Annotated in this window: 25 protein-coding genes; 11 read left to right on the top strand and 14 right to left on the bottom strand. The window is 68.3% G+C overall.

What is annotated here, in order from left to right; genetic code table 11:
- The first annotated feature begins 18 nt into the window (after positions 1-18).
- Complete coding sequence (locus HDC95_RS07665; protein ID WP_259062735.1) at positions 19-2,142, top strand: ATP-dependent DNA helicase RecQ; 2,124 nt, start codon at positions 19-21, stop codon at positions 2,140-2,142.
- On the opposite strand, the gene paaZ is transcribed toward HDC95_RS07665, so the two are convergent.
- From paaZ to HDC95_RS07650, 3 genes are read right to left on the bottom strand one after another with little or no spacing between them, the layout of a single operon-like run.
- A complete protein-coding gene (gene paaZ, locus HDC95_RS07660; RefSeq protein WP_396652678.1) occupies positions 2,131-4,206 on the bottom strand; it encodes a phenylacetic acid degradation bifunctional protein PaaZ in 2,076 nt (691 codons plus the stop codon). The genes HDC95_RS07665 and paaZ overlap by 12 nt on opposite strands.
- Positions 4,191-5,048 carry a 3-hydroxyacyl-CoA dehydrogenase family protein gene (locus tag HDC95_RS07655; RefSeq protein ID WP_259062733.1) on the bottom strand — a complete coding sequence of 286 codons (858 nt, stop codon included), beginning with the start codon at positions 5,046-5,048 and terminating at the stop codon, positions 4,191-4,193. The genes paaZ and HDC95_RS07655 overlap by 16 nt, the downstream gene beginning before the upstream one ends.
- Positions 5,045-5,788, bottom strand: coding sequence for an enoyl-CoA hydratase/isomerase family protein (locus tag HDC95_RS07650; RefSeq protein ID WP_259062731.1), 744 nt, complete (start codon positions 5,786-5,788; stop codon positions 5,045-5,047). Before HDC95_RS07650 ends, HDC95_RS07655 begins: the two co-directional genes overlap by 4 nt.
- A gap of 120 nt (positions 5,789-5,908) precedes the next feature.
- Between HDC95_RS07650 and HDC95_RS07645 the strand changes: the two genes are divergently transcribed.
- On the top strand, positions 5,909-6,529 hold the full coding sequence (locus HDC95_RS07645; protein ID WP_259062844.1) for a TetR/AcrR family transcriptional regulator: 621 nt from the start codon (positions 5,909-5,911) through the stop codon (positions 6,527-6,529).
- 51 nt (positions 6,530-6,580) lie between these two features.
- Here the strand turns inward: HDC95_RS07645 and HDC95_RS07640 are convergent, their stop codons facing one another.
- From HDC95_RS07640 to HDC95_RS07625, 4 genes are all read right to left on the bottom strand, one after another.
- Positions 6,581-7,168: a nitroreductase family protein gene (locus HDC95_RS07640; protein ID WP_259062729.1), complete on the bottom strand. Its 588-nt coding sequence runs from the start codon at positions 7,166-7,168 to the stop codon at positions 6,581-6,583.
- Positions 7,169-7,329: 161 nt separating this feature from the next.
- Complete coding sequence (locus tag HDC95_RS07635; protein ID WP_259062728.1) at positions 7,330-8,427, bottom strand: ABC transporter permease; 1,098 nt, start codon at positions 8,425-8,427, stop codon at positions 7,330-7,332.
- Entirely contained in the window at positions 8,424-9,320 is an 897-nt protein-coding gene (locus tag HDC95_RS07630) for an ABC transporter ATP-binding protein (RefSeq protein ID WP_259062727.1), read from the bottom strand. Before HDC95_RS07630 ends, HDC95_RS07635 begins: the two co-directional genes overlap by 4 nt.
- Before the next feature lie 59 nt (positions 9,321-9,379).
- Positions 9,380-10,570: a benzoate/H(+) symporter BenE family transporter gene (locus HDC95_RS07625; RefSeq protein ID WP_259062726.1), complete on the bottom strand. Its 1,191-nt coding sequence runs from the start codon at positions 10,568-10,570 to the stop codon at positions 9,380-9,382.
- Positions 10,571-10,705: 135 nt separating this feature from the next.
- On the opposite strand from HDC95_RS07625, the gene HDC95_RS07620 reads away from it, so the two are divergent.
- Positions 10,706-11,278 (top strand): NADPH-dependent FMN reductase, encoded by a 573-nt coding sequence (locus HDC95_RS07620; RefSeq protein WP_259062725.1) that lies wholly within the window; start codon positions 10,706-10,708, stop codon positions 11,276-11,278.
- 109 nt (positions 11,279-11,387) lie between these two features.
- Here HDC95_RS07620 and HDC95_RS07615 read toward each other — a convergent pair whose 3' ends face one another.
- Together HDC95_RS07615 and HDC95_RS07610 are read right to left on the bottom strand one after the other, a co-directional pair.
- The gene (locus HDC95_RS07615; protein WP_259062724.1) at positions 11,388-12,056 is read right to left on the bottom strand and encodes a response regulator transcription factor; all 669 of its coding nucleotides are present in this window, start codon (positions 12,054-12,056) and stop codon (positions 11,388-11,390) included.
- A complete protein-coding gene (locus HDC95_RS07610) occupies positions 12,053-13,315 on the bottom strand; it encodes a sensor histidine kinase (RefSeq protein ID WP_259062723.1) in 1,263 nt (420 codons plus the stop codon). The genes HDC95_RS07615 and HDC95_RS07610 overlap by 4 nt, the downstream gene beginning before the upstream one ends.
- On the opposite strand from HDC95_RS07610, the gene HDC95_RS07605 reads away from it, so the two are divergent.
- The gene (locus HDC95_RS07605; protein WP_259062722.1) at positions 13,314-13,580 is read left to right on the top strand and encodes a hypothetical protein; all 267 of its coding nucleotides are present in this window, start codon (positions 13,314-13,316) and stop codon (positions 13,578-13,580) included. The genes HDC95_RS07610 and HDC95_RS07605 overlap by 2 nt on opposite strands.
- On the top strand, positions 13,577-14,200 hold the full coding sequence (locus HDC95_RS07600) for a dihydrofolate reductase family protein (protein ID WP_259062721.1): 624 nt from the start codon (positions 13,577-13,579) through the stop codon (positions 14,198-14,200). Before HDC95_RS07605 ends, HDC95_RS07600 begins: the two co-directional genes overlap by 4 nt.
- Positions 14,201-14,444: 244 nt before the next feature.
- Here the strand turns inward: HDC95_RS07600 and HDC95_RS07595 are convergent, their stop codons facing one another.
- Together HDC95_RS07595 and HDC95_RS07590 are read right to left on the bottom strand one after the other, a co-directional pair.
- Positions 14,445-15,254, bottom strand: a complete 810-nt coding sequence (locus HDC95_RS07595; RefSeq protein ID WP_259062720.1) for an HAD family hydrolase — start codon at positions 15,252-15,254, stop codon at positions 14,445-14,447.
- Positions 15,255-15,316: 62 nt separating this feature from the next.
- Positions 15,317-16,162: an exodeoxyribonuclease III gene (locus HDC95_RS07590; protein ID WP_259062719.1), complete on the bottom strand. Its 846-nt coding sequence runs from the start codon at positions 16,160-16,162 to the stop codon at positions 15,317-15,319.
- Positions 16,163-16,229: 67 nt separating this feature from the next.
- Between HDC95_RS07590 and pyrE the strand changes: the two genes are divergently transcribed.
- From pyrE to HDC95_RS07575, 3 genes are all read left to right on the top strand, one after another.
- A complete protein-coding gene (pyrE, locus tag HDC95_RS07585) occupies positions 16,230-16,790 on the top strand; it encodes an orotate phosphoribosyltransferase (protein ID WP_259062718.1) in 561 nt (186 codons plus the stop codon).
- A 10-nt stretch (positions 16,791-16,800) separates the two neighbouring features.
- Positions 16,801-17,703, top strand: coding sequence for an ROK family protein (locus HDC95_RS07580; RefSeq protein WP_259062717.1), 903 nt, complete (start codon positions 16,801-16,803; stop codon positions 17,701-17,703).
- 71 nt (positions 17,704-17,774) lie between these two features.
- Positions 17,775-18,932, top strand: coding sequence for an anhydro-N-acetylmuramic acid kinase (locus tag HDC95_RS07575; RefSeq protein ID WP_259062716.1), 1,158 nt, complete (start codon positions 17,775-17,777; stop codon positions 18,930-18,932).
- Positions 18,933-18,934: 2 nt separating this feature from the next.
- Here the strand turns inward: HDC95_RS07575 and HDC95_RS07570 are convergent, their stop codons facing one another.
- The 3 genes from HDC95_RS07570 to HDC95_RS07560 are packed head-to-tail and all read right to left on the bottom strand — an operon-like array spanning position 18,935 to position 20,526.
- Positions 18,935-19,099: a hypothetical protein gene (locus HDC95_RS07570; protein ID WP_259062715.1), complete on the bottom strand. Its 165-nt coding sequence runs from the start codon at positions 19,097-19,099 to the stop codon at positions 18,935-18,937.
- Between the two features lie 4 nt (positions 19,100-19,103).
- Entirely contained in the window at positions 19,104-19,895 is a 792-nt protein-coding gene (locus HDC95_RS07565) for an HAD-IIA family hydrolase (protein WP_259062713.1), read from the bottom strand.
- Between the two features lie 25 nt (positions 19,896-19,920).
- On the bottom strand, positions 19,921-20,526 hold the full coding sequence (locus HDC95_RS07560) for a bifunctional 4-hydroxy-2-oxoglutarate aldolase/2-dehydro-3-deoxy-phosphogluconate aldolase (protein WP_259062711.1): 606 nt from the start codon (positions 20,524-20,526) through the stop codon (positions 19,921-19,923).
- A 149-nt stretch (positions 20,527-20,675) separates the two neighbouring features.
- On the opposite strand from HDC95_RS07560, the gene HDC95_RS07555 reads away from it, so the two are divergent.
- From HDC95_RS07555 to HDC95_RS07545, 3 genes are read left to right on the top strand one after another with little or no spacing between them, the layout of a single operon-like run.
- Positions 20,676-21,953: an alanine racemase gene (locus tag HDC95_RS07555; protein ID WP_259062709.1), complete on the top strand. Its 1,278-nt coding sequence runs from the start codon at positions 20,676-20,678 to the stop codon at positions 21,951-21,953.
- A complete protein-coding gene (locus tag HDC95_RS07550; protein WP_259062708.1) occupies positions 21,953-23,566 on the top strand; it encodes an amidohydrolase family protein in 1,614 nt (537 codons plus the stop codon). Before HDC95_RS07555 ends, HDC95_RS07550 begins: the two co-directional genes overlap by 1 nt.
- On the top strand, positions 23,567-24,298 hold the full coding sequence (locus HDC95_RS07545; protein ID WP_259062707.1) for an IclR family transcriptional regulator: 732 nt from the start codon (positions 23,567-23,569) through the stop codon (positions 24,296-24,298).
- The last annotated feature ends 27 nt before the right edge of the window (positions 24,299-24,325 follow it).

The raw sequence follows: 24,325 nt of genomic DNA, 5'->3' as shown, positions 1-24,325 counted from the left end.
CTAAGGCAGAGTGGGGGTATGACCTCTCTGTCTGCCGTCGACACCCGTGCCGCCGCCCTCGCCGCGCTGCGCGAACTCGTCGGACGCCCTGACGCCGACTTCCACGAGGGGCAGTACGAAGCGATCGAGGCGCTGGTCGCCCAGCGTCGGCGGGCGCTCGTGGTGCAGCGCACCGGCTGGGGCAAGTCTGCCGTCTACTTCGTCGCGACCCTGCTCTTGCGTCGGCAGGGCGCCGGACCCACGGTGCTCGTCTCGCCGCTGCTGGCACTGATGCGCGACCAGATCGCGGCGGCCGAACGCGCCGGCGTGCGCGCGGTGGCGATCAACTCGACGAACGCGCACGAATGGGGCGACGTGCTCGCACGGCTCGACCGCGACGAGGTCGACGTGCTGCTGGTGTCGCCGGAGAGGCTGAACAACCCCGCCTTCCGCGAGCAGCAACTACCCGCGCTCGTGCGCCGCATCGGCATGCTCGTCGTCGACGAGGCGCACTGCATCAGCGACTGGGGTCACGACTTCCGCCCTGATTACCGGCGCCTGCGCGACCTCATCACGCAGATGCCGGCGGAGGTGCCGGTGCTCGCCACGACCGCGACGGCGAACAGCCGGGTCGTCGCCGACGTCGAAGAGCAGCTCGGAGTCGCAGGCGCGAGGGGCGATATGGCCGGCGAGGGTGCGCTCACGATCCGCGGCCCGCTCGCCCGCGCATCCCTGCGACTCGGCGTGCTGCGCCTTCCCGATGCGGCCAGCCGGCTGGCCTGGCTGCTCAGCCATGTCGATGACCTGCCCGGATCGGGCATCATCTACACGCTCACCGTCGCCGCGGCCGTCGACACCGCCCGGCTGCTGCGCGAGCGCGGACATGAGGTGCGCGCGTACACAGGGCAGACCGACACCGATGAGCGTGAGGAGTCGGAGGGCATGCTCAGACGCAACGAGGTGAAGGCGCTCGTCGCGACGAGCGCGCTCGGCATGGGCTTCGACAAGCCCGACCTCGGGTTCGTGCTGCACCTCGGAGCGCCGTCGTCGCCGGTGGCCTACTACCAGCAGGTGGGGCGCGCGGGGCGCGCGAGCGAGAGCGCGGACGTTCTGCTGCTGCCCGGGGTGGAGGACCGCGACATCTGGCACTATTTCGCCACGGCATCCATGCCCGATCAGGAGCGCGCCGAGCGTGTGATCGCCGCCCTCGGCGACGTACCGATCTCGACCCCTGCACTCGAGGCGATGGTCGACATCCGTCGCACCCCGCTCGAGCTGCTGCTCAAGGTGCTCGATGTGGACGGCGCCGTACGGCGCGTGCAGGGCGGGTGGGTCGCCACCGGCGAGAGCTGGGTCTACGACCGGGACCGTTACGCGCGCATCGCCGCCGAACGCGTCGCCGAGCAGCAGCACATGCTCGATTACGAGCAGACCGACGGATGCCGCATGGAGTTCCTGCAGCGTGCGCTCGATGACGATACGGCCGCGCCGTGCGGGCGGTGCGACAACTGTGCCGGCGCGTGGTTCCCCCGCGAGATCGGGCACGCGGCGACGTCAGCGGCATCTGAGTCCCTCGACCGGGTCGGCGTCGCGATCGACCCGCGCCGCATGTGGCCCACGGGTGCCGACCGGCTCGGGGTTCCGGCGAAGGGGCGCATTCCTGCGGGCGAGCAGGCCGGCAGCGGACGAGCGCTGGCCCGACTCACCGACCTCGGCTGGGGCGGCACGCTGCGTACGCTGTTCGCAGCGGGTGCGCCTGATGCACAGGTGACCCCGCAGGTGCTCGCCGGCTGCGTGCGGGTCCTCGCAGGGTGGGGATGGGCCGAGCGACCCGTCGCGGTCGTCGCGATGCCGTCGCGATCGCGTCCCCTGCTCGTCGATTCGCTCGCGCACGGGATCGCCGAGATCGGCAAGCTGCCCTTCATCGGCGCACTGACGCCCGTCGATGGCGGGCCCACCGGGCAGCCGGGTGGCAACAGCGCGTTCCGGCTCGCCGGCCTTTGGGAGCGTTTCAGCGCCGACGGACTCGAGATTCCCGACGGGCCGGTGCTGCTCGTCGATGACCAGGCCGACAGTCGCTGGACCCTCACCGTCGCCGCCCGTGCCCTTCGACTGGCGGGAGCGAGCGAAGTGCTCCCGTTCGTGCTCGCGCTACGCGGCTGAGCGCTCCTTCTCCACCAGCGTCAGCACGTCGTAGGTCGCGACCGTGTCGTCGTTCTGGTTGCGGATCACGGCATCCCACCGCACCTCGCCGTACTCGTCGGTCTCGCGCGGCGTGATCTGCTTGGCCGTCAGGTCGACGCGGATGCTGTCGCCGGGTGACACCGGAGTGATGAAGCGCAGGTTCTCCAGCCCGTAGTTGGCGAGCACTGGTCCAGGCTCCGGGTCCACAAACAGGCCCGCGGCCCAGGAGACGAGCAGGTATCCGTGCGCGACGCGTCCGGGGAAGAACGGGTTGGCGGCGGCGGCCTGCTCATCCATATGCGCATAGAAGGTGTCGCCGGTGAAGTGCGCGAAGGTCTCGATGTCGTCGAGAGTGACTTCGCGAGACGCGGAAGCGATGCGGTCACCGATCTGCAGCTGCGCGAGCGACTTCCGGAACGGATGGATGCCGTCGTCGCGAGCGGTCGCCCCAGCATGCCAGACGCCGGTGAGTGCCGTGAGCATGTCGGGCGAGCCCTGCACCGCCGTGCGCTGCATGTGGTGCAGCACTGCCCTGATGCCACCGAGCTCTTCGCCGCCACCGGCACGGCCGGGGCCGCCGTGCACGAGGCCCGGCATTGGCGAACCGTGGCCGGTCGAGGAGCGTGCGTCGTCGCGGTCGAGGAACAGCACGCGGCCGTTCGATGCGGCGATGCCGCCCATCAGCTCTGCCGCGAACGCCCGGTCGTGCGTCGCGACGCTGGTCACGAGCGATCCGCCGCCGCGGGCGACGAGTGCCGCCGCCTCGGAGGGCGTCGAGTACGTCAGCAGCGATGCAACGGGGCCGAACGCCTCGACCTCGTGCACGGCATCCGCATCCGCATCATCGAAGCGCAGCAGCATCGGCGCGATGAAGGCGCCGTCCGTCGACCCCATGGAGTCGTCGGCGCCGCGAGCTGCCGGGACGTCCGGGGAGCCGATCACGATCCGCCCGCCGGCGTCCTGCAGTGCGCGCACCTGCCGCAGCACTTCGTCGCGCTGCGCGAGCGAGACGAGCGGGCCCATCGTCACGCCCTCCGCACGCGGATCGCCGAGCACGACCTTCGCGTCGATACGTGCGCGCACGGCGTCGACCACGGCATCGGCGGATGCAGCCGGCACGATGGCGCGTCGGATCGCCGTGCACTTCTGCCCGGCCTTCGTCGTCATTTCCGTGACGAGCTGGCGCACATAGGCGTCGAACTCGGGAGTGCCGTCGGTCGCATCAGGCCCGAGCACCGAGGCGTTGATCGAGTCGGTCTCGGCGGTGAAGCGCACTCCGGACGGCGTCCGTGACCGCAGCCCGGCCGCGGTCGACGCGCTGCCGGTGAACCCGACGATGTCGCCGAGGCGCAGTTCGTCGAAAAGGGTGGGCACGCTGCCGCTGACCAGCTGCAGTGACCCATCGGGCAGCAGATCCGACTCGACCAGGATGCGCACGAAGGCCTCAGCGAGATAGCCGGTCGGCGTCGCCGGCTTCACAAGGGTCGGCATGCCGGCGAGGAATGCGGGCGCGAACTTCTCGAGAGCTCCCCACACCGGGAAGTTGAACGCATTGATCTGCACCGCAACGCCAGGCAGACGGGTGAAGACGTGGCGGCCGAGGAATGAGCCGTCCTTCGAGAGCGGCTCGACCGGGCCGTCGACGTACACCTGGCTGTTGGGAAGCTCGCGCCGTCCCTTGCCCGAATATGCGAACAGCACTCCGATGCCGCCATCGATGTCGACCCAGGAGTCGGCCTTGGTGGCTCCGGTACGCGCCGAGATCGCGTAGAGCTCGTCCTTGCGCTGCGTGAGCGCGAGCGCGAACTGCTTGAGCAGCACGGCACGCTGGTGGAACGTCAGCGCACCGAGCGATGCGTGACCGACGGTGCGGGCGTACTCGAGTGCGCCCGCGAGATCGAGGCCGTCACTGCTGACGCGGGTGACCTCCTCGCCGGTCGATGCATCGCGGACGATGAGCGCACCGGCACCGGCATCCGATTCCGGCGTCCACCATGCGCCCTGCACGTAGCTGGGCAGAACCTCGGTCATGCGTCGTCCCATCTGTAGAAGCCTTCGCCGCTCTTGCGGCCGAGTCTGCCGTCCGCGACCATCTGCCTGAGCAGCGCGGGTGGTGCGAAGCGCTCGCCGAGAGTCGCGTACAGCTCTTCGGCAATGCCGAGCCGTACGTCGAGTCCGACGACATCGGTCGTGCGCAACGGACCCATCGGATGCCGATAGCCGAGCTCCATTGCCCGATCGATGTCCTCCGCCGAGGCGACTCCGGCATCCAGCATCCTGATCGCCTCGAGTGCGAGAACGAGGCCCAGCCGGCTGGACGCGAACCCGGGGGCATCGCGCACGACGATCGGAGTCTTTCCCAGTGCCTCGACCCAGCCGCGCGCCCGTTCGATGAGTGCGGGATCGGTTGCCGAACCGCTCACGACCTCGACCAGCGACGACGACGGCACCGGGTTGAAGAAGTGCAGCCCGAGGAAGTTCTGCGGACGCATGAGCGACGCGGCCAAGGCCTCGATCGAGATCGAGGAGGTGTTCGAGGCGAGCGCCGCGTCTTCGGACAGCACGCTCTCCACCAGCGCGAGCGCCTCTGACTTGAGCGCACGGTCCTCTGGAACGGCCTCGATCACGAGATCGCAGTCGGCGAAGTCCTGGATATCGGTACTCGCCCGCAGCGTGCTGATCGCTTCTTCGAGACTGCCGTCGATGACACCCCGGTCGATCGAACGCGAGAGGCTCTCGCGAATGCGCTGTGCCGCAGCATCCCTCAGCTCCTCGTCGCGCTCCACGACGACCACATCATGGCGGGATGCCGCATCGGGCGACGTCAGGAACGCATGTGCGATCCCCGCGCCCATGCGGCCTCCGCCGAGAATCCCGACCTTCATCGCCGCCCTCGCCTCTCCAAGAACTCGGTCATCCGCCGCATCTTCTCCGGGCTCTCGAACAGCTCCGCCTGCAGTTCCCCGTCGATGTCAGGGTGCGCCGCGCGGGGTGCGCGCATCGCCCGCTTGGTGTGCTGAGTCGCGAGTGGGTCGTTCGCCGCGATCCGGTCCGCGATCGCATGCGTAGCCGTCATCAGTTCGGGTGCCGGGTGGATGCCGGAGACGAGGCCGGCGCTCAGCGCCTCGTCCGCGGTGAGCAGGCGCCCGGTGAGCAGCATGTCGCTCGCCAGGCCGTCGCCGACGATCTCGCGCAGTCGCCAGGTGCCTCCGGCTGCGGCCATGATGCCGAGTCCCGTCTCCGGGTTGCCGATCTTCAGTGCAGGGGTCGCGATGCGGATGTCTGCCGCATAGGCGAGCTCGGCGCCTCCGCCGAGTGCATAGCCGTCGATCGCGGCGATCACGGGCATCGGCAGGTCGTGGATGCGGATGAATGCCGCGGCGTTGATGCCGCGGCGCGCGTCTTCGGCGCGGCGGGCACGCAGCTGGGTGATGTCGGCGCCGGCGGCGAACACGCCTTCGGCGCCGGTGAGGATCAGGGTGCGCGGCTCGGCTTCGAGTTCGGCGCACAGTGCGTGCAGGGCGTCGACCATCTGGCGGTCGATCGCGTTGCGCTTCTCGGGGCGGTTCAGTCGGGCGACGACGCGGTCGGGGCTGCGATCGATGACGAGAGGTTCCTCGCTCATCTGACCTCCTGACTGCGTCGTCCGGCTCGATCAGCAGTTTCTGACCGATCGTTCAGTAATTCATTATGCCAAGGATCGACTGGGTCGGCAATCGCTGATGTCAGACTGGGACGCGTGTCAGTGTCATCGTCTGAAGAAGCCGCGTCGGCCGTGCCCGCTGCGCGCCGCGGACGCCCCGGCTACGACCAGCGGCAGATCCTCGAGATCGCCGTGCAGGTGTTCATCGAGCACGGGTATGACGCGACATCGGTGTCGTCGCTGGCCGAGCGCCTCGGCCTCTCGAAGTCCGCTCTCTACCACCACTACGCGTCGAAGGAGCGGCTGCTCGAACTCGCCCTCGACGAGGCGATGGGGTCGTTGGAAGCCGTACTGCGCGAGCCCGGCGCCGCTGCCGGACCGGCGGGGGAGCGGCTCGAGCATGTGCTTCGCGGTGCAGTGCGAGTGCTCATCGACAAGCTCGCATACGTGACGCTGCTGCTGCGAGTGCGGGGCAACAGCGACATCGAGCGCGCGGCGCTCGAGCGGCGGCGTGCCTTCGACGACCAGGTCGCCGTGCTGGTGCGAGCCGCACAGGTCGAGGGCACTGTGCGCGGCGACGTCGAGGCGGCTGTCGCAACGCGGCTGCTGTTCGGCATGGTCAACTCGATCGTCGAGTGGTACCGGCCGACCGGACCCGAGGGCGCTTCCGAGTTGGCCGACGACGTGCTCGCTGTCGCCCTGGACGGACTCCGCACGAGTTGACCTTCTGTGCCGGTCGGTTTCGAGAGGCCAGGGCCTCCGCGGGACACTCGATCAGGCGCTGGCGATGACCGTCTCTGCGACAGCACGCCGTGTGCGCGGCGCGGACTCGCGCTGCTGCAGCTTCTCTGAGAGAGTCGATGGGTCGCCGAGCTCGCCGAGGGCGATCACCGAAACCGGGGCGAAGCGCTCTTCGACGCCGGGGAGTGCGGCGAGCTGGTCGCGCTCGACACCTCCCATCTGATGCACGAAGAGCCCGTCGGAGTGCGCCTGCACCGAGAGGTGAGCCACGGCCTGCCCGAGGTCGTACTGCGCCCATGGTCGGGTATTGCCCTCAGCATCCGACTGCTCCGCGAATGCGGCGATCAGCACGGCGGCGTTGCCGGCCCACTCGCGATTGAAGCCCAGGAGCGCAGCCACGATCCGCGCGTGCAGCTCGGTGCCCCGTCGTGCCACGACGAAGCGCCACGGCTGCGTGTTGCTCGCGGATGGTGACCAACGGGCGGCTTCGAGTGCCGCGGCGAGCTTCGCCTCGTCGATCGGCGTGACGCTGTCGTAGGCGCGGGGGCTCCAGCGCTTTGCGAGGACGCCCAACACCGGGACGGCGGTCTGCGCGGTGCGGTCGAGAAGCGGAGTGCTCATGATGCCTTTCGGGGTCGGGATCTGTGCCGACCCCGTCGTCCGCGTTGCTCTTGCACGCTAGAACATTTCCATGCGTGCGCATATTCCGGATGAAGCAGAATGACGATCGCCCTATGCGCCGTGCGTCATCGCGCAAGGCGCGGCGGGCGCGCGGCCCGGTCTCAGCCGCGCAGCGCCTCGCGCAGCTTGACGCGAGCGCCCATCTTCAACAGGGAGTTCTCGTAGATCTTGGCGCCGATCAGCACCACGATGACACAGGCCACGAGCATGATCGCGAGCGATGCGAGCGGCTCCCACCATGCCGCCTCATTGAAGAACAGACGGATCGGCATCCCGACCGGGGCCGAGAACGGCACGTACGAGAGCACGGTCATGACCACGGGGTTGTCGCCGAAGAAGATCACCAGGAAGTACGGGATCATCGTGAGGTACATCACCGGAGTCATGGTCGCGCCGACGTCCTCCTGGCGCGAGACCAGAGAACCGGCCGCAGCGAACATGGCCGCGAGCAGGATGAAGCCGAAGAAGAAGAACACGGCGAACCAGGCGATCGGCCCGCCGATGCCCTGCAGCACAGCCGTCTGCCCCGACACCATGAGGCCGATCGCGCCGACGACCACCAGAAGCAGGATCTGCGAGATCGCGAGCAGGGTGTTCCCGAGCACCTTGCCGGCGAGCAGTATCCGCGCTGGGATCGCCGAGAGCAGGATCTCGATCACGCGGGTCTGCTTCTCCTCGACGACACTCGTCGCGATCGGCGAACCGAACGTGATCGCGGCCATCATGAAGACGAGGCCGAAGGCGATGCCGAGTATGTAGCGCAGCCCGCCGCCGGCGGCATCCGGGTTGAGAAGTTCCACGGTCGGCGACTCGGAGAGCATGAGCAGCAGGGACTGCGGAGCTTCCTTGTCGGCGATGATGACCGTGCCGGTCGGCGAGGAGTCGTCGTCGATCACTGCGGCCTCGACCGTGCCGTCGGCGACGAGCTTCTCGGCCTCGGCCCGGTCGGCGACATCGGTGATCTCGTAGCCCTCCGCGCCCTGGAGAACCGAGGCTGCCGTACTCGTCGCCGCGATCTGCGTCGTGCTGGGGGTGGCGCTGGCGATGCCGGCCCAGATCACGCCGGCGAGTGCCATCAGCAGCAGGATGCCGGTGGAGATGAGATAGGCCTTGCTGCGCAGCTTCGTGCTGAGCTCACGCTCGGCGACGAGCCAGACGCCTTGCACCGGCGAGAGCGAGGTTCCGGTCGAAACGGTCACTGGATGACCTCCTTGAAGATCTGCGAGAGCGATGGATGCTGCGGAGTGAAGCGCGAGACCTCCGCGCCGTCGAGGGCGCGGCGGAGAACCCGCTGTGCTGTCGAAGGGGCATCGACGTCGAACACGGCGCTGCCGCCGTCGAAGTCGACGACGCTCACACCCGGCTCCTCACGCAACCAGCCGACGTCTCCGCTGCTCTCCAATTCCCACCGAGGGGCGGAATACTGTTCGCGCAGCTGCTCGCGCGGTCCGGCGGCGCGAATGGTGCCGCCCGCGATGATGACGAGGTCGTCGCACAGACGCTCGACGACGTCGAGCTGATGCGAGGAGAACAGCACCGAGACGCCGCGCGCCGCGCGCTCCTGCAGCACGCCCGCGACGGTCTCGACGGCGAGTGGATCCAGGCCGGAGAAGGGTTCGTCGAGGATGAGGACCTCCGGGTCGTGCACGAGGGATGCCGCGATCTGCGCCCGCTGCTGATTGCCGAGCGACAGCGCCTCGAGGTTGTCGTTCAGCCGTTCGCCGAGACCGAGTTCCTCCAGCAGCGCGGTCGCCCGCGTCGTGGCATCCGTCTTGGAGAAGCCATGCAGACGCGCGAGGTACACGACCTGCTCGAGCACCTTCATCTTCGGATACAGTCCGCGTTCTTCAGGCATGTAGCCGAACTGGCGACGCGCGTCCGGCGTCAGCTCGGCGCCGCCGAGCGTGACCGAACCGCCGTCGGAGGCGAGCAGCCCGAGCACGATCCGCATCGTGGTGGTCTTGCCGGCGCCGTTGCCGCCGACGAAGCCGGTCAGGTGGCCGGCCGCGACGGGGAAGGTGACGTCGTCGAGCACCCGGCGCGTGCCGTAACTCTTGGTGATGCCGGTCAACTGCAGGGTTGCTGAGGTCATGCCTCAACGCTACGGAGCGCGTCCATCCACGGCATCCCCCGTGCGGCGGACACTCCCCGTCAGCCTGCGGGCGGACGGGTGGTGGCGCGGGTGAGGATGAGGTGCACCAGGAGTCCGGCGATCAGCGCCCAGAAGGCCGCGCTGATGCCCGCGAGGGAGATGCCGGATGCTGCGATGAGGAAGGTCACGACGGCCGGCATCCGCTCACTCGGTTCGGCGACTGCCTGCTGGACGGCAGAGCCGAACGCAGCGAAGAGCGCGAGGCCGGCGACAGCGGGGATCACCGCTGCGGGTGCGAGGACGACGAGCGCGGAGAAGGCCGCGGCGAAGCCGCCGAGCACGATGTAGGAGACGCCCGTCGAAAGCCCGGCCACCCAGCGTCGCTTCGGGTCAGGGTCCGCCTCAGGGGACGCCGCCAGGGCGGCGCTGATCGCGGCGAGGTTGATTCCGTGTGCGCCGGCAGGTGCACCGATCGCCGTGCCGATGCCGGTCACGAGCATGGCCGGGCGCCACGGCACGTCATACCCGTAGCTGCGCATGATCGCGACGCCGGGGATGTTCTGCGACGCCATGGTCACCACGAACAGCGGCAGGGCGATGCCGATGAGCGCACCGACGGTGAATGTCGGTGCGACGAACTCGATGCGGGGGATGAGGATGCTCGCATCCATCGAGGTACCGCCCCGCACCAACTCCACCCCGACCACGGTCGCGGCGGCGACGAACGCCAGCGGCACGGCCCAACGCGGCGCTATCCGAGCGAAGATCAGCCAGGTCAACACGACGGGGATCACGCCCCACGGGTTCTCGGCGATCCCTGTCACGGGAGCGAGGCAGAGCGGAAGCAGGACTCCTGCGAGCATCGCCTGGGCGATGGATGCCGGAATCCGGGCGATGAGCTGGCCGAAGCCGGGCCATGCTCCGGCCAGCAGGGTGAGTGCGGCCACGACGAGGAATGCCCCCGTTGCCGCAGACCAGCCGCCGTCGACGACTCCTGTCGCGGCGAGCAGCGCGGCCCCGGGCGTCGACCAGGCCGCCGTGATCGGCATCCGATAACGCGAGGCGAGGATGGCGCAGGCGAGGCCCATCGTGATGCTGAGGATCAGCAGGCCGCTCGCGGCCTGCGTGGGCGATGCTCCGACGGCGGAGAGTCCGGTGAGAACCACGGCGAACGAGCTGGTGAAGCCAACAAGCGCCGTGACGACGCCCGCGAGAATCGGCCTGGACAGCGGAGCGGGCGCGTCGGTCATAGGGGTGAGATTAGCGCGAGAGATCCGTACACAGAGAACTCATTGTATGCAGAGGAATAGAATCTGGATGGCGGTCGTTGACCCCTGAAGACAGTCAAAGGCTCACGCTGAGCCCGAAGAAGAGAAGGAAACCCTGTGACTCGCACCATCGGCTACATCGTCGGCAGCATCTCCAGCACGTCCATCAATCGCCGTCTGGCCCGCGTGCTGGCGAACCTCGCACCCCAGGGCACCGAGCTCGTCGAGATCCCGATCAAGGACCTTCCCTTCTACTCGCCCGACTTCGACGGCGACTTCCCTCAGGTGGCGATCGACTTCAAGAAGGCCATCGCCGACGTGGACGGTGTCGTCATCGTCACACCCGAGTACAGCCGTTCCATCCCCGGTGTGCTCAAGAACGCCCTCGACTGGTCGACTCGCCCGTACGGTGAGATGTCGTTCTTCGGCAAGCCCGTCGCAGTGATCGGCGCCTCGGGATCCGGCGTTGCGACCGCCGCAGCGCAGCAGCACCTGCGTGCGATCCTCGGCCACTTCAGCGCGATCACCATGGGTCAGCCAGAGGGCTTCATCCAGGACCGCCCCGGTCTCTTCACCGAAGACGGCCAGGTCACCGACGAGAGCACCGCCGGCTTCCTGGTCGGATACCTCGAGGCGTTCAACGGCCTCATCTCGCGCGTGCAGCACTCCGCGGAGCTCGTGAACGCGTAGTCGCTCAGCGCATCGATGGGAGGAAATCGCACCTCGCCGCGCGAGTTCCGATGCGTTTTCCTCCCATCGACGCAATCACGCCCGCGTCATCGGTGCAGTCGCGCCCGCGTCATCGCGCCAGTCCGTAGCGGTGGGCCAGCACCACGGCCTGCACGCGGTCGCGGGCTCCGAGTTTCTGCAGCACGCGTGAGACATGCGTCTTCACCGTGGCCTCGCCGATGAACAGTCGGGCCGCGATCTCCGCGTTGCTCATCGCCTCGGCCACGAGCGCGAGTACTTCCGCTTCGCGATCGGTGAGGCGCTCGGCGAATTCGAGCGACGGGGTGGACGTCGCCGCCTCGGGCGCCGTCGTGGCATACCGCTGCACGACACGGCGGGTGACCTCGGGCGCCAGCATCCCGTCGCCGGCGGCGAGCACCCGCACTGCGGCGATCAGATCTTCCGGCCCGCTGTTCTTGAGCAGGAAGCCTCCCGCACCGGCATCCAGGGCCGTGAAAAGATAGTCGTCGCGATCGAACGTCGTCACGATCGCGATCGCGGCCTGCACGTCGCCGTCGGCGACGATCCGTCTCGTCGCCTCTATACCGTCCATGTCCGGCATCTGCACGTCCATGGTGATCACATCGGGTCTGAGTGCGGATGCTGCTGCCACCGCCTCCGCACCCGTGGATGCCTCTCCGACGACCGTGATGTCGGGCTGGATGTCGAGGATGGTGCGGAATCCGGCACGCAGCATCGCGTGATCGTCGGCGAGGAGGACGCGGATCGGATCGCTCATGCGGTCGCTCCTGCCAGTGCGGCAGGCGCGGAGAGCGGAACCCGCACTCGCACGCGCCAACCTCCGCGCTCGCGCGGCGCCGACTCGATCGTCCCGCCCGACGCGAGTGCACGTTCGCGCATACCCAGCTGCCCCATTCCCGGTCGTGGGGCGAGCGCCGCACGCCCGGTGTTCACGATCTCGATCTCGATGCCCTCATCCAGATAGCGCAGGCGCACGTCGGCGGTGGCCTCCGGGCCGGCGTGACGGCGGGCGTTCGTGAGCGACTCCTGTGCGATCCGGTAGAGATTCACCTGCGTCACAGACGGCACCGGCCTCGGATCACCAATCACCGTGAACTCGGTCGGCACGCCGGCGGAGTCCGACGCATCAACGAGCTGTGCGATGTCGGCGAGCGTGACGGTGGATGCGGTGTCGTCCGCTTCGGCATCGGATGATCGCAACGTCTCCAGCAGGTGCCGCAGCTCGCTGATTGCTTCACGTGCCGAGTCTTCGACGTCGGCGAGGATCTCTTTCGCCGTGCCGGCATCCTGGTCGATCACCATTCGCGCCGCCCCTGCCTGCACGCCCATCACCGAGACATGGTGGGCGACGACATCGTGCAGTTCACGGGCTATGTGCACGCGATCCAGCGCGACGGCCTGCGCGGCCGTGACCTCGCGCTCACGCTCCAGATCGACCGTGCGTCGTTCGAGCGCCTGACGCTGCATGGCAGCCCGCCACGCGTGCTCGCCGAAGTAGTACGCGCCGCCGAAGTAGAGCACATTCACCAGTAGCTGCAACATCATGAATGCGAGATAGGGCGACATGGCACCGGCGATGACGTCCTCCTCGCGGGCGGTGTCGATCGCGTCGCGGTACATCGTGATCATCAGCCAGGCGAACATCCCGGCGATGATCGCGGCCCGAACGATCATCGCTGCACGGCGGTTCGCCATCCACGCACCGACCGTGTACAAGGCGATGAACATCGCGACATTGCCCGCGTAGAGCTCGGGAACGCGCAGGGTGACGGCGACGAAGTAGGCGAGTGACACGATGATCGCGACCTGCGCGGGCCAGACGCGTCGGACTGCCAGGGGTGCGGCCAGGAACACGAGATAGACCAGCGCCTGCCATAGTGGCGCCTGTTCGTCGCCGTAGATCTCGGACACGGCCGACAGCGCGGCGCTGATCACGCCGGCGATGAAGACGACGGCGGCCAGCAGCGCGTCGGATCGGCGTTGGCTCGCGGTGAGCGCGCGGAATGATGCGGACATGCCTCAACGCTACGGGGGTGCAGATGCTGCGGCATCCGCCGCGCCGCCTGCCCCACCGGTGGGGGCACGGATGCCAGACGGCGAACCGGATGCCGTGCTCGTCGCAGGACCCGGCATCCGCCGTCTCATCGGGGGTGAGATCACGCCCACCGAGGCGATCGCACAGGACGTTGTCGCGGTCGTCCGCGGCGAGGAGTCGTTCTTGGACTCCTTCGCCTCGACTTTCCATATCGCTTCTTTCGAATTGCAGGGTGTCACATCATGACTGGCCGCATCATCATCGATCTGTTCACCACTCTCGACGGCGTCGCCCAGGCGCCCGGTGGCCCGGAGGAGGACACCACAGACAGCTTCCCCTTCGGCGGCTGGCAGGCAGGGGTTCCCGACGAGGCCGTGGGGAAGTGGGTCATGGACGGAATGTCGACGCTCGACGCGCTGCTGCTCGGCCGCCATACCTACGAGGTCTTCGCTTCGTACTGGCCACATCACACGACGGGTCCGGAGGGCTCGATCGGGCGGTTGTTCGATCGGGTTCCGAAGTACGTCGCCTCTCGCGATGCCGGCCTCGATCTCGACTGGCAGGGCAGCTCGCGCGTCGGCGCAGACCTTCCGGCCGAGATCGCTCAGCTGCGCTCGCAGCATGAGGACGTCCATGTGATCGGCAGTGTCGACCTCGTGCAGACCCTGCTTGCAGAGCAGCTGTTCGACGAGCTGCAGCTCTGGGTTTACCCCGTCGTGCTGGGCCAGGGCAAGAAGGTGTTCCCCGACGGCGCCGCCGCTGCGAACCTCAGACTGCTCGGTGCCGAGGTCGGCGAGAACGGCGCCGTGAGCCTGCGCTACGCACCCGAGCCAGGGCCGGTGCGCACCGGGACGATTGGGGAGTGACTCCTGCGGATCGTTCATCGACAGGGTGATCAGTCATCGGTCTCGATAGCGAGGGTGTTTCCGTCTGGATCTTCCACCCAGGCGATGCGGCCACCACCCACACGCGGGCCGATCCCACGATCATCTTGATCGAAACCTTGGTAGCGGACGAGTTCAGCCCCGCCGCGGTCAACTCGACGACAATCGATGGCGACGGGGCGCCGGTCAGGGCTGTCGCGTTTCTGGACGATGGTGTGCGACTCCGTCAGCCCAGCATCCGCTCGAGCACCTGCGCGACGCCATCCTGGTCATTCGATGCGGCGACCTCGTCGGCGGCATCCAGAACGAGACGATCCGCCCCGGCCATCGCGACGCCGCGCCCCGCCCATCGGAGCATCTCGACGTCGTTGAGCGCATCGCCGAACGCGACCACGTCGGCCCGCTCGACCTCGAGGTGCTCGCACAGCCGTGCCAGCCCGGTGGCCTTGGTCACGCCCGCAGCCATCACCTCGACGAAGGGCGCGCCCGAGAGCGTCGCCTCGAATCCCGTGAGCCCGAGGTCCCGCAGGATGTTGAACAGAATCGGGGGTGCGAGTTCCGGATGACGGATGACGAGCTTCAGGCTGGGCGCAGCCAGTACCTGGTCGAGGGGAACGCCGCCCATCGTGCGCGGATCGCGCTTGTGATCGGAGAGCTTCGCGATCTGTGAGTAGCCGTGCTGGGCCACGAATGTCTCTCCGCCGTCACGCACGCTCGCGAACAGCAGATCGGGGACGCACGCGCGCAGCGCCTCCGTGAGCGTGCGGAGCGTCTCGGACGGGAGCTCCTCTGCGAACAGCATTCGCCCGTCTGCCAGGTGCGTCGCATACGCACCGTTGCCGCACAGCGCCCAGTCGTCGAACGCCGCCTCGGCTGCGATCATGCGCAGGCCGATCGGCTGACGAGCCGTGACCGGGATGACGTGGATGCCTCGGGAGCGTGCTGCGTCGAGTGCTCGACGCGTGCGCGGTGACACGGCGGATGCCGAGTCCAAGAGAGTCCCATCGAGATCGGTCGCTATCAGGCGGGGTGTCATGGGCAGATGAGCCGATCCGTCCCTGAATCTGCCGGTCACTGGGCTTGTCGGCGCTCCGCGTGTCAGGCGAAGATCATCGGCATGTCGTCGTCATCGTCGGTGCCACCGAAATCGAGGTCGACGACCACCGGGACATGATCGCTGGGCTGCTCGCCCTTGCGCTCATTGCGGTGGATGGACGCACCGGTGACGGCGCCGGCGAGCGCGGGGGAACCGAGCACGAAATCGATGCGGATGCCCTCGTTGCGGGGGAACTTCAGTCGCTGGTAGTCCCAGTACGTGTACCCCTCGGGCAGCAGCGGACGCACGACGTCGGTCATGCCCGCATCCTGGAAGGCGAAGAACGCGGCGCGCTCGGCGGGGGAGACGTGGGTCGAGACGCCCTCAACGATGTCCGGATCGCCATTGTCGGAATCGAAAGGGATGATGTTGAAGTCACCGACGAGGGCCAGCGGCAGGTCGGGGTTCTTCTGCAGAGCGGATGCCGCGTGCTGACGCAGCTCGGCGAGCCAGTGCAGCTTGTACGCGTAGTGCGGGTCGTCCAGAGCGCGACCGTTCGGCACGTACAGGCTCCAGATCTGCACGCCGTCGACCGTCACGCCCAGCGCGCGCGCCTCGAGCGGAGCATCCGGCCCCTCATGGCCCTTGGCGAAGCCCGGCATCCCGTCGAAGGCCGTCGATACGTCCGTCATCGGCAGGCGACTCGCGATGGCGACGCCGTTCCATTGATTCAGGCCGTGCACCTCGACCTGGTACCCGGCCTCTTCGAACTCTGCATAGGGGAACTGCTCCGGCTTGCACTTGATCTCCTGCATCGCGAGCACGTCGATGTCTTCGCGCACCGCGAATTCGACGGTGCGGCGCACGCGGGTGCGGATGGAGTTGACGTTCCAGGTGGCCAGGCGCATGCATCCAGCCTAAGGGCGACGACAGACACATCTGGAGGGCGACGCCGGCGGCTCTAAGCTGGATGCCGTGACCGCACTCGACGCAGACCGACAGTCCCTCCTCGCTCTCATCAAGGACGAGGCCGTGTTCCACGGTGACTTCACCCTCTCCAGCGGCAAGCAGGCGACGTATTACGTCGACATGCGCCGCCTCACCCTCGACCATCGCGCCGCTCCGGCGATCGGCCGCATCATGCTCGACCTGATCGGCGACCTCGATGTCGAAGCCGTCGGCGGGCTGACCCTCGGCGCCGACCCGATCGCGAACTCGGTGCTGCACGCGTCGGTCGGCACCGACCACCCGCTGGATGCGTTCGTCGTCCGCAAGGAGCCCAAGGACCACGGCCGCGGCCGTCAGATCGAAGGCGCCGACATCGCAGGCAAGCGCGTCGTCGTGCTCGAAGACACCTCCACCACAGGCCAGTCCGCGCTCAAGGCCGTCGAGGTGCTGCGGCGCGAGGGCGCCGAGGTCGTCGCCGTCGCCGTGATCGTCGACCGCAAGACCGGCGCACAGACCGCGATCGAAGCGGAGGGGCTGCAGTGGCTGGCGGCGTTCGACCTTGACGACCTCGGCCTCGACCCGCAGTGACCCGCGGCGCATGACTCGCTACGCACTGGCCGTCGACGTCGGCGGCACGAAGCTGGAAGCCGCGCTCGTCGGCGACGACGGGATGCTGGTCGCAGGCAGCCGCAGCAGGCAGGCCACCGGCCGCACCGCGACGCCTGAATCGTTGGATGCCGCCGTCGAGACCGTCATCGCGCATGCACTCGCACAGCTGCCGGAAGGCGCCGAGATCGTGGGCGCGGGCGTCGGCAGCGCCGGCCCGATCGATCTCACGACAGGTTCGATCGTGCCGGTCAACATGCCTCAGGCCCGCGGCTACGGCCTCGCCGCCGCGGTGCGGGGCGCAGCATCCGCTGTTCTCGGCCGTGACGTGAACACTGTCTTCGGGCATGACGGCGGCGCACTCGCGCTCGCCGAAGCCTGGCTCGGAGCGACGTGTGAAGCCCGATCATCGCTGTCTATCGTCGTGTCGACCGGGGTCGGTGGCGGGTTCGTCGTAGGCGGCCGGTACATCTCCGGAGCGTCTGGCAACGCCGGTCACCTCGGGCAGGTGCGCCGCGAGGGCGGGCTGACACTCGAGGAGATCGCCTCCGGTCCGGCCAGCGCCGCATGGGCGCAGACTCAGGGGTGGACGGGCGCCACCGGCGAGGATCTTGCTCGCGACGCGGCATCCGGCGATCAGGTCGCGCGCGCGGCGATCGAACGCTCGGCCCGCGCAGTGGGCGAGGCACTGGCGGACGCCGCAACCCTCGTCGACCTCGACATGATCGCGATCGGCGGAGGCTTCTCCCGGGTGTCCGACGACTATATCGACCTCGTTCAGCAGGCGCTCACCGCGAGCGCCGCGCACGACTACTCCCGCCGCGCGCGCGTGGTGCGCTCGGGGTTGGGAGACGAGGGTCCGCTGATCGGCGCTGCCGCACTCGCCCTCAGATAGTCCGGGCCGATACGCACACACGCCTAACAAATCCGTCGTACGCTCGAGGGAGGGCGACGGAAGGACCACGGATGCTCGTACTCGGCCTGCTCTCGGGCACCTCGCACGATGGGATCGACGTGACGGTCGTCGACTTCAGCGAGGTGGATGGTGCCGTGCACGGCACGGTACTGCACGAAGGCAGCGTGCCGTACGACTCTGCGCTGCGCGCACGGCTCGTGGCGGCGCTGCCCCCTGCGCAGACGACTCTCGCCGAGGTGTGCGAACTCGACACCTTGATCGGTCAGGCGTTCGCCGACGTGGCGGCGGATGCTGCGGCATCCGTCGGCGGCGTCGATGCCGTCTGCACACACGGGCAAACGGTCTACCACTGGGTCGACGACGGTCATGCCCGCGGCACATTGCAGATCGGTCAGCCGGCCTGGATCGCGGAACGCGTCGGCACCCCGGTGGTCTCGGATGTGCGCATCCGTGACATCACGGCCGGCGGGCACGGCGCGCCGCTGGTGTCGTTCCTCGACGAGTTGCTGCTCCGGGGGCGCGCCGGAACCTCGGCGGCGTTGAATCTGGGCGGCATCGCGAACATGACCGTCGTCGCAGATGGAGCGATCTCGGCCTACGACGTCGGGCCGGCCAACGCGCTCGTCGATGCCGTGATCGCGAAGTACGGGCTGAATCCGCTCGGCTACGACGAAGATGCGCGCGTCGCGCTCTCCGGCGACGTCGACGACGAACTGCTCGCGTCGTTGCTCGCCGATCCTTATTACGCACTGGCCGCACCCAAGAGCACGGGCAAGGAGCACTTCCACCTCGACTACGTGCGCGGGCACGCGTCTGCGCTGGGCCGCGACGTGCGCGTCACCGATCTCGTGCGCACGCTCACCGAGCTGACGGTGCGGACCGTCGCGGACGATGTGCGGGCCGCCGGCGTCGGCTTCCTCGCGGTGTCAGGCGGCGGATGCCACAATCCGCTGATCATGGACGGTCTCCGTGCCGCCCTGCCCGACACCGAGGTCGTGTTCGCCGATGAGCTGGGAGCATCCGCCGACAACAAGGAGGCGATCCTGTTCGCGCTGATCGGCTGGTGCACGATGCACGGTGTGCCTGCCGTCATTCCTGGCGGAACGGGTGCGCGTGAGCCGCGCATCCTCGGCACGATCACACCAGGGTCCGGGCCGCTGCGGATGCCGGAGCCCGTGGCGTCCGTCCGCAGCCTGACGCTGAGCTGACGTCACTTCTTCCGGTCGTCGTCCCAGGGGCCTTCCCACCAGTTGCCGCCGCGGTCATCGTCGCCGGGGCCTCGCCGACGGGAGCGGACGAACTGCACGATGATGATCGTCAGGGTGCTGACCCCGATCAGGATCATCACGAGGAAGAGCAGGTCGCGCTGGTCCATGGCGTCAGCCTTCCGATGGCCCTGACGGCAGCAGATCGGCGACCGAGTTCACGATCTCGTCAGGGCGGAACGGATATCTCTCGATCTCGGCCTGGTCGCTGATGCCGGTCAGGACGAGCACCGTGTGCAGACCGGCCTCGATGCCGGCGACGACGTCGGTGTCCATGCGGTCGCCGATCATGCCGGTGCGCTTCGAGTGCGCCCCGATCTTGTTCAGCGCCGAGCGGAACATCATCGGGTTCGGCTTACCGACCACGTAGGGCTCGCGTCCGGTCGCCTTGGTGATCAACGCCGCGACGGCACCGGTCGCGGGCAATGGCCCCTCGACGCTCGGACCGGTGGCATCAGGGTTTGTGATGATGAAGCGCGCGCCCCGGTTGATCAGGCGGATCGCCTTCGTGATCGCCTCGAAGGAGTAGGTGCGGGTTTCGCCGACGACGACGAAGTCGGGGTTGGTCTCGGTCATGACGAACCCGGCGTCGTGCAGGGCGGTGAGGATGCCGGCCTCGCCGATGACGAATGCCGACCCGCCAGGAACCTGCTGCTGCAGGAATGCGGCGGTGGCGAGAGCCGAGGTCCAGATCCGGTCTTCCGGCACGTTCAGACCGCTGGAGCGCAGCCGTGCCGAGAGGTCGCGTGCGGTGAAGATCGAGTTGTTGGTCAGCACCAGATACGGGATCCCTTCGGCCTCCCACCCGGCGAGCAGCTCGGAGGCGCCGGGTATGGCGTCGTTCTCATGGACGAGCACGCCGTCCATGTCGGTGAGCCAGCATTCGATCTCAGAGCGTTCAGCCATGTGCTCAGCCTATTGGTCGCGGATGCTACGCGCGGAGCAGGCTCGCGAGCGCCGGAAGCTGTGCCGGGTCCTCCAGCGCGGAGCCGACGGCGACGACACGCACACCCGCGTCGAGGAATTGCGCGGCATTCGTCGAGTCCATGCCCCCGGTCGCCACGAAGTGCGCCTGCGGGAACGGCCCGGACATGGCCTTGAACCAGGCGGGAGTCAGCAGGGACGCGGGGAAGGCCTTGAGCCACGTGAGGCCTGACTTCATCGCGATCTGCACGTCCGTCGCAGTGGCGACGCCCGGCAGCGCCGGCATCCCTGCGTCGTGCGAGGCCTGGACGACCTCGAGGTCGAACCCGGGGCTGACTGTGAAAGAGGCGCCGGCCTCGGCAGCCTGACGCACGTGCTCGACGGAGACGACCGTTCCCGCGCCGACCGTCAGGCCGCGCTCCTTGGCAGCCTCAGCCAGCACGCGCAGCGCCTCGACGTCCGCCGACGTCTGCACCGGCACCTCGACACTCGTGATGCCGAGATCCCAGGCGGCGCTCGCGACGGCGAGGGTGCGCTCCGCGCCCATCCCGCGCAGGATCGCCATCAGGGGGACATCGCCGAAAAGTGTGGAGAGCGAGGAGTTGTCGAGCACGAGGTGTCGCCTTTCAGAGAGCGCTGTCGTGGAGGGCACGGACGAGACGCGGCAGGAGCGCGACTACACTTCGAGTGTGACCTGAGTGAGCGTCACCTGCAATTCACGTTGCAACATACGCACACTATGAACAATGCGGAGGATGAGGGATGAACGAGCTCGCAGAGATCCGGTTGACGGCACGGCACAAGGGGATACCCGAACGAGCGATCGGGATGACGACGGCGGAGTTCCTGGCATCCGGCCCGCGACTGTCGGAGTTCTGGACGCCGCTGGTGGTGCTCGATGACGCCGCGATGCGTCACAACGTCGAGACCATGGCGACCTGGTGCGCGGAGCGCGGGCTCGAACTCATGCCGCACGGCAAGACCACGATGGCTCCCGTGCTCTGGCAGCGACAGCTGGATGCGGGCTCGCTCGGCATCACGCTCGCCACCATGGGGCAAGTACGCACCGCCCGCACATTCGGCGTCTCCTCGATCATGCTGGCCAACGCCGCTGTCGATGAGCGCTCGCTGCGCTACCTCGCCGGTGAACTCGCCGACACCGAGTTCCGCTTCGTGTGCTGGGCTGACTCCATCGCCACGGTCGAGGCGATGGAGGCGCCGTTGCGAGGTGCGCCGCGGAAGCTCGATGTGCTGGTCGAACTCGGAGGCGAAGGCGGCCGCACTGGCGCCCGCACGATCGACGAGGCGATCGCGATCGCCGAGCGCATCGCGGCATCTGATGTACTGCGCCTCGCCGGCGTCGCCGGCTACGAGGGATCTCTCGCGCACGACCGCAGCGTCCACGCGATCGACGCGGTCGAGACCTACCTGCGCCGGCAGATCGAGCTGCACGAGCGCATCGGCCATCTCTACGACGACGGCGATGTGTACGTCACCGCGGGTGGCAGCGCCTACTTCGATCTCGTCGCCCAGGTGTACGCCGAGGCGGGCGCGAGTGCGAACGCCGCCGAGCGGCCAGGCGGAGGCCGCACGCTGTTCACTCTGCGCTCCGGCGCCTACATCGTTCACGACGACGGTTTCTACCGCGGCATCTCACCGTTCGACGAGGGGCGAGCGAGCGACGATGAGCCCCGCTTCATTCCTGGCATGTTCGGTGTCGGCCGCGTCGTCTCGCATCCCGAGCCCGGACTGGCGCTGATCGACGGCGGCAAGCGGGACTTCCCGTTCGACGAGGGTCTACCGATCCCTCGTGCGATGAGCGCACAGCTCGGTGCCGTGTGGCAGCCTCTGCCCGCAGCATCCGTCTCGGCGATGAACGACCAGCACACGTACGTGCGCGGTGGCGATCTCGCGATCGGTGACCTCGTGCGTCTGGGGCTGTCGCACCCCTGCACCGCCTTCGACAAGTGGACGGTGCTGCCGGTCGTCGAGTCGTTGGAATCCGACGTCGTCGTCGACCTGATCCACACCTTCTTCTGATGGCGGAGGCACCGAGCTCTCGGATCGTCCTCCGGGGAGGCTCCGTCGTCGGCTCTGACGCGGTCACGCTCGCCGATGTGCTCGTCGTCGGCGGGCACATCGCTGAGGTCGGCGAGGTCACCGCACGACCCGACGACCAGATCATCGACTGCACCGATCGACTGATCATGCCCGGGTTCATCGACGCGCACTCCCATGCAGACGGTCTGCTCACGGGCGGCGGAGACGACGCCGGTGTGCAGCGCGCACTGTTGCGCCAGGGCGTCACCACGATCATCGCCGGACAAGACGGCGTCTCATACGCGCCGGGCGACGGCGCGTACGCGTCGGAGTACTTCGGCGCGATCAACGGGCCGTTCACCGGATATGCCGGCGACGGCATCGAGGGTTACCTCTCGGCAATCGACGGCGCTTCCCGGCTCAATGCGGCCGTCCTCGTTCCGGCGGGGACCGTGCGCTGGGAGGTGTGCGGTCGTTCACAGGAGCCGGCGGATGCGGCGCAGCTCGCCGCGATGACCGACCTTGTCGCGCAGGGCATGGCGGACGGCGCAGTGGGGCTGTCGACCGGTCTCGACTACGTGCCCGGCATGTTTCAGGACGCGGATGAGCTCGCGGCGCTCTGCGTACCTGTCGCCCGCGCCGGAGGCGTCTACGTCAGCCATATGCGCGGCGGCTACGAGCGCAACGCCGCCGCAGGCATCGACGAGATCGCCACGATCGCGGATGGCGCGGGCGCGGCATCCGGTGCCCCGCTCGCCGTGCACGTCTCGCACTTCCATGCCGACGCTGACATCGTCATCGGCCAGATGGACGCACTCGCCGCACGGGGTTTGGAAGCCACCTTCGATGCGTATCCGTACATCCGCGGCTGCTCGCTCATGAGCATGCCGCTCCTCCCTCCCGAACTCACTGCGCAGCCCGTCGCCGATGTGATCACCGCCCTCGCAGACCCTGAGGAGCGTGAGCGCCTGCGCCGGGATTGGTTTCCCAGGATCGACGGCAACCCGAGCCTCGGACCAGACTGGCCGACCATGCTCACGCTCGCGCATGTGCCTGCCGATGAATACCACTGGACGCACGGGCTGACGATCGCCGCCGCAGCCGAGAAGGCAGGCACTGACCCGATCTCGTTCGCGCTCGATGTGCTGCGGGCGACCCGCCTGCAGGCCAACGTCGTGATGGCCGTGGCGCACGAGCGGCCGGCATCCGAACTCGCCAGGATCTTCGCCCACCCGGCCCACGTCGCAGGCTCAGACGGCATCTTCATCGGTGCCCACCCGCATCCGCGCGCCCGCGGCACGTTCGGCTGCTACCTGCGTGAATACGTGCACGAACTCGGCACCTGGAGCTGGACGGATGCCGCGACCCACCTCTCGCGCACGGCAGCCGAGCGCTTCGGCCTCGGCCGACGCGGTGTCGTGGAGCAGGGCGCAGTGGCCGACCTCGTCGTCGTCGATCCGCGCACCGTCACCGATCAGGCGACGTATGAAGAGCCGCTGCGGGACGCAGTCGGCATACACGACGTCCTCGTCGCCGGAGTTCCCGTGCTCGCAGACGGCGAGCTGACCGCAGCCCTTCCCGGACGCGGCCTGCGTCGAGCGGACGTGATCTAGATGTCGCAGAGCGTCGAGCGCGCCGCCGCCATTCTGGACTCCCTTGCCGAGGAGCCCAAGGCCGTCTCGCCCCTCGCCGTGGAGTTCGGCATCCATCGCTCGACGATGTTCCGTGAGCTGCAGACGCTGCAGAAGGTCGGCTTCGTGCGCCGACGCGATGACGGCACCTATGCGGTCGCGTTCCGCCTCGCGGTGCTCGGCGCCGCCGCGCTGGAGAATGTCGCATTGAAAGAGGCGGCGCACGTGCCCGCACGACAGCTGCATCGTGTGGTGGGCAACACCGTGCACGTCGCGGGGCTTGTCGGGGACGAGATCTTCTACGTCGACAAGGTCGAGGATCCGCGCCGGGTGCGGCTGTACTCCCGGGTCGGGTCGCCGGTGCATCCGAATCGCAGCGCCGTGGGCAAAGCGATTCTCGCAGCGCTCCCGCAGAAGCGCCGGGACGACGTTCTCGCCGGCGCCGACTGGACACGCCACACGGCGCAGACGCTGACCACCAGAGCCGAGCTCGACACCGAGCTGGAGAAGACGTCCGCCCGGGGATGGGCTGTCGACCAGGGAGAGTTCGAAGAGATCGTGAACTGCGTCGCCGTGCCCATCACGACCCCTGCGGGCGTCGTGGGTGCCGTGTCGATCACGGCTCTGCGGATGGTCCACGACCTCACCCATTTGGAGGGGCACGTTCCGCTCCTCCGACAGTCGGCCGATCAGATCGCACACGCGCTGCGCTGATCGACCGATCGATCCACAAGACCGCCA

The organism is Microbacterium sp. AK031, from assembly GCF_024807145.1.
Classification (GTDB): Bacteria; Actinomycetota; Actinomycetes; order Actinomycetales; family Microbacteriaceae; genus Microbacterium.
This window is presented reverse-complemented; position numbering and strand designations above follow the sequence as displayed.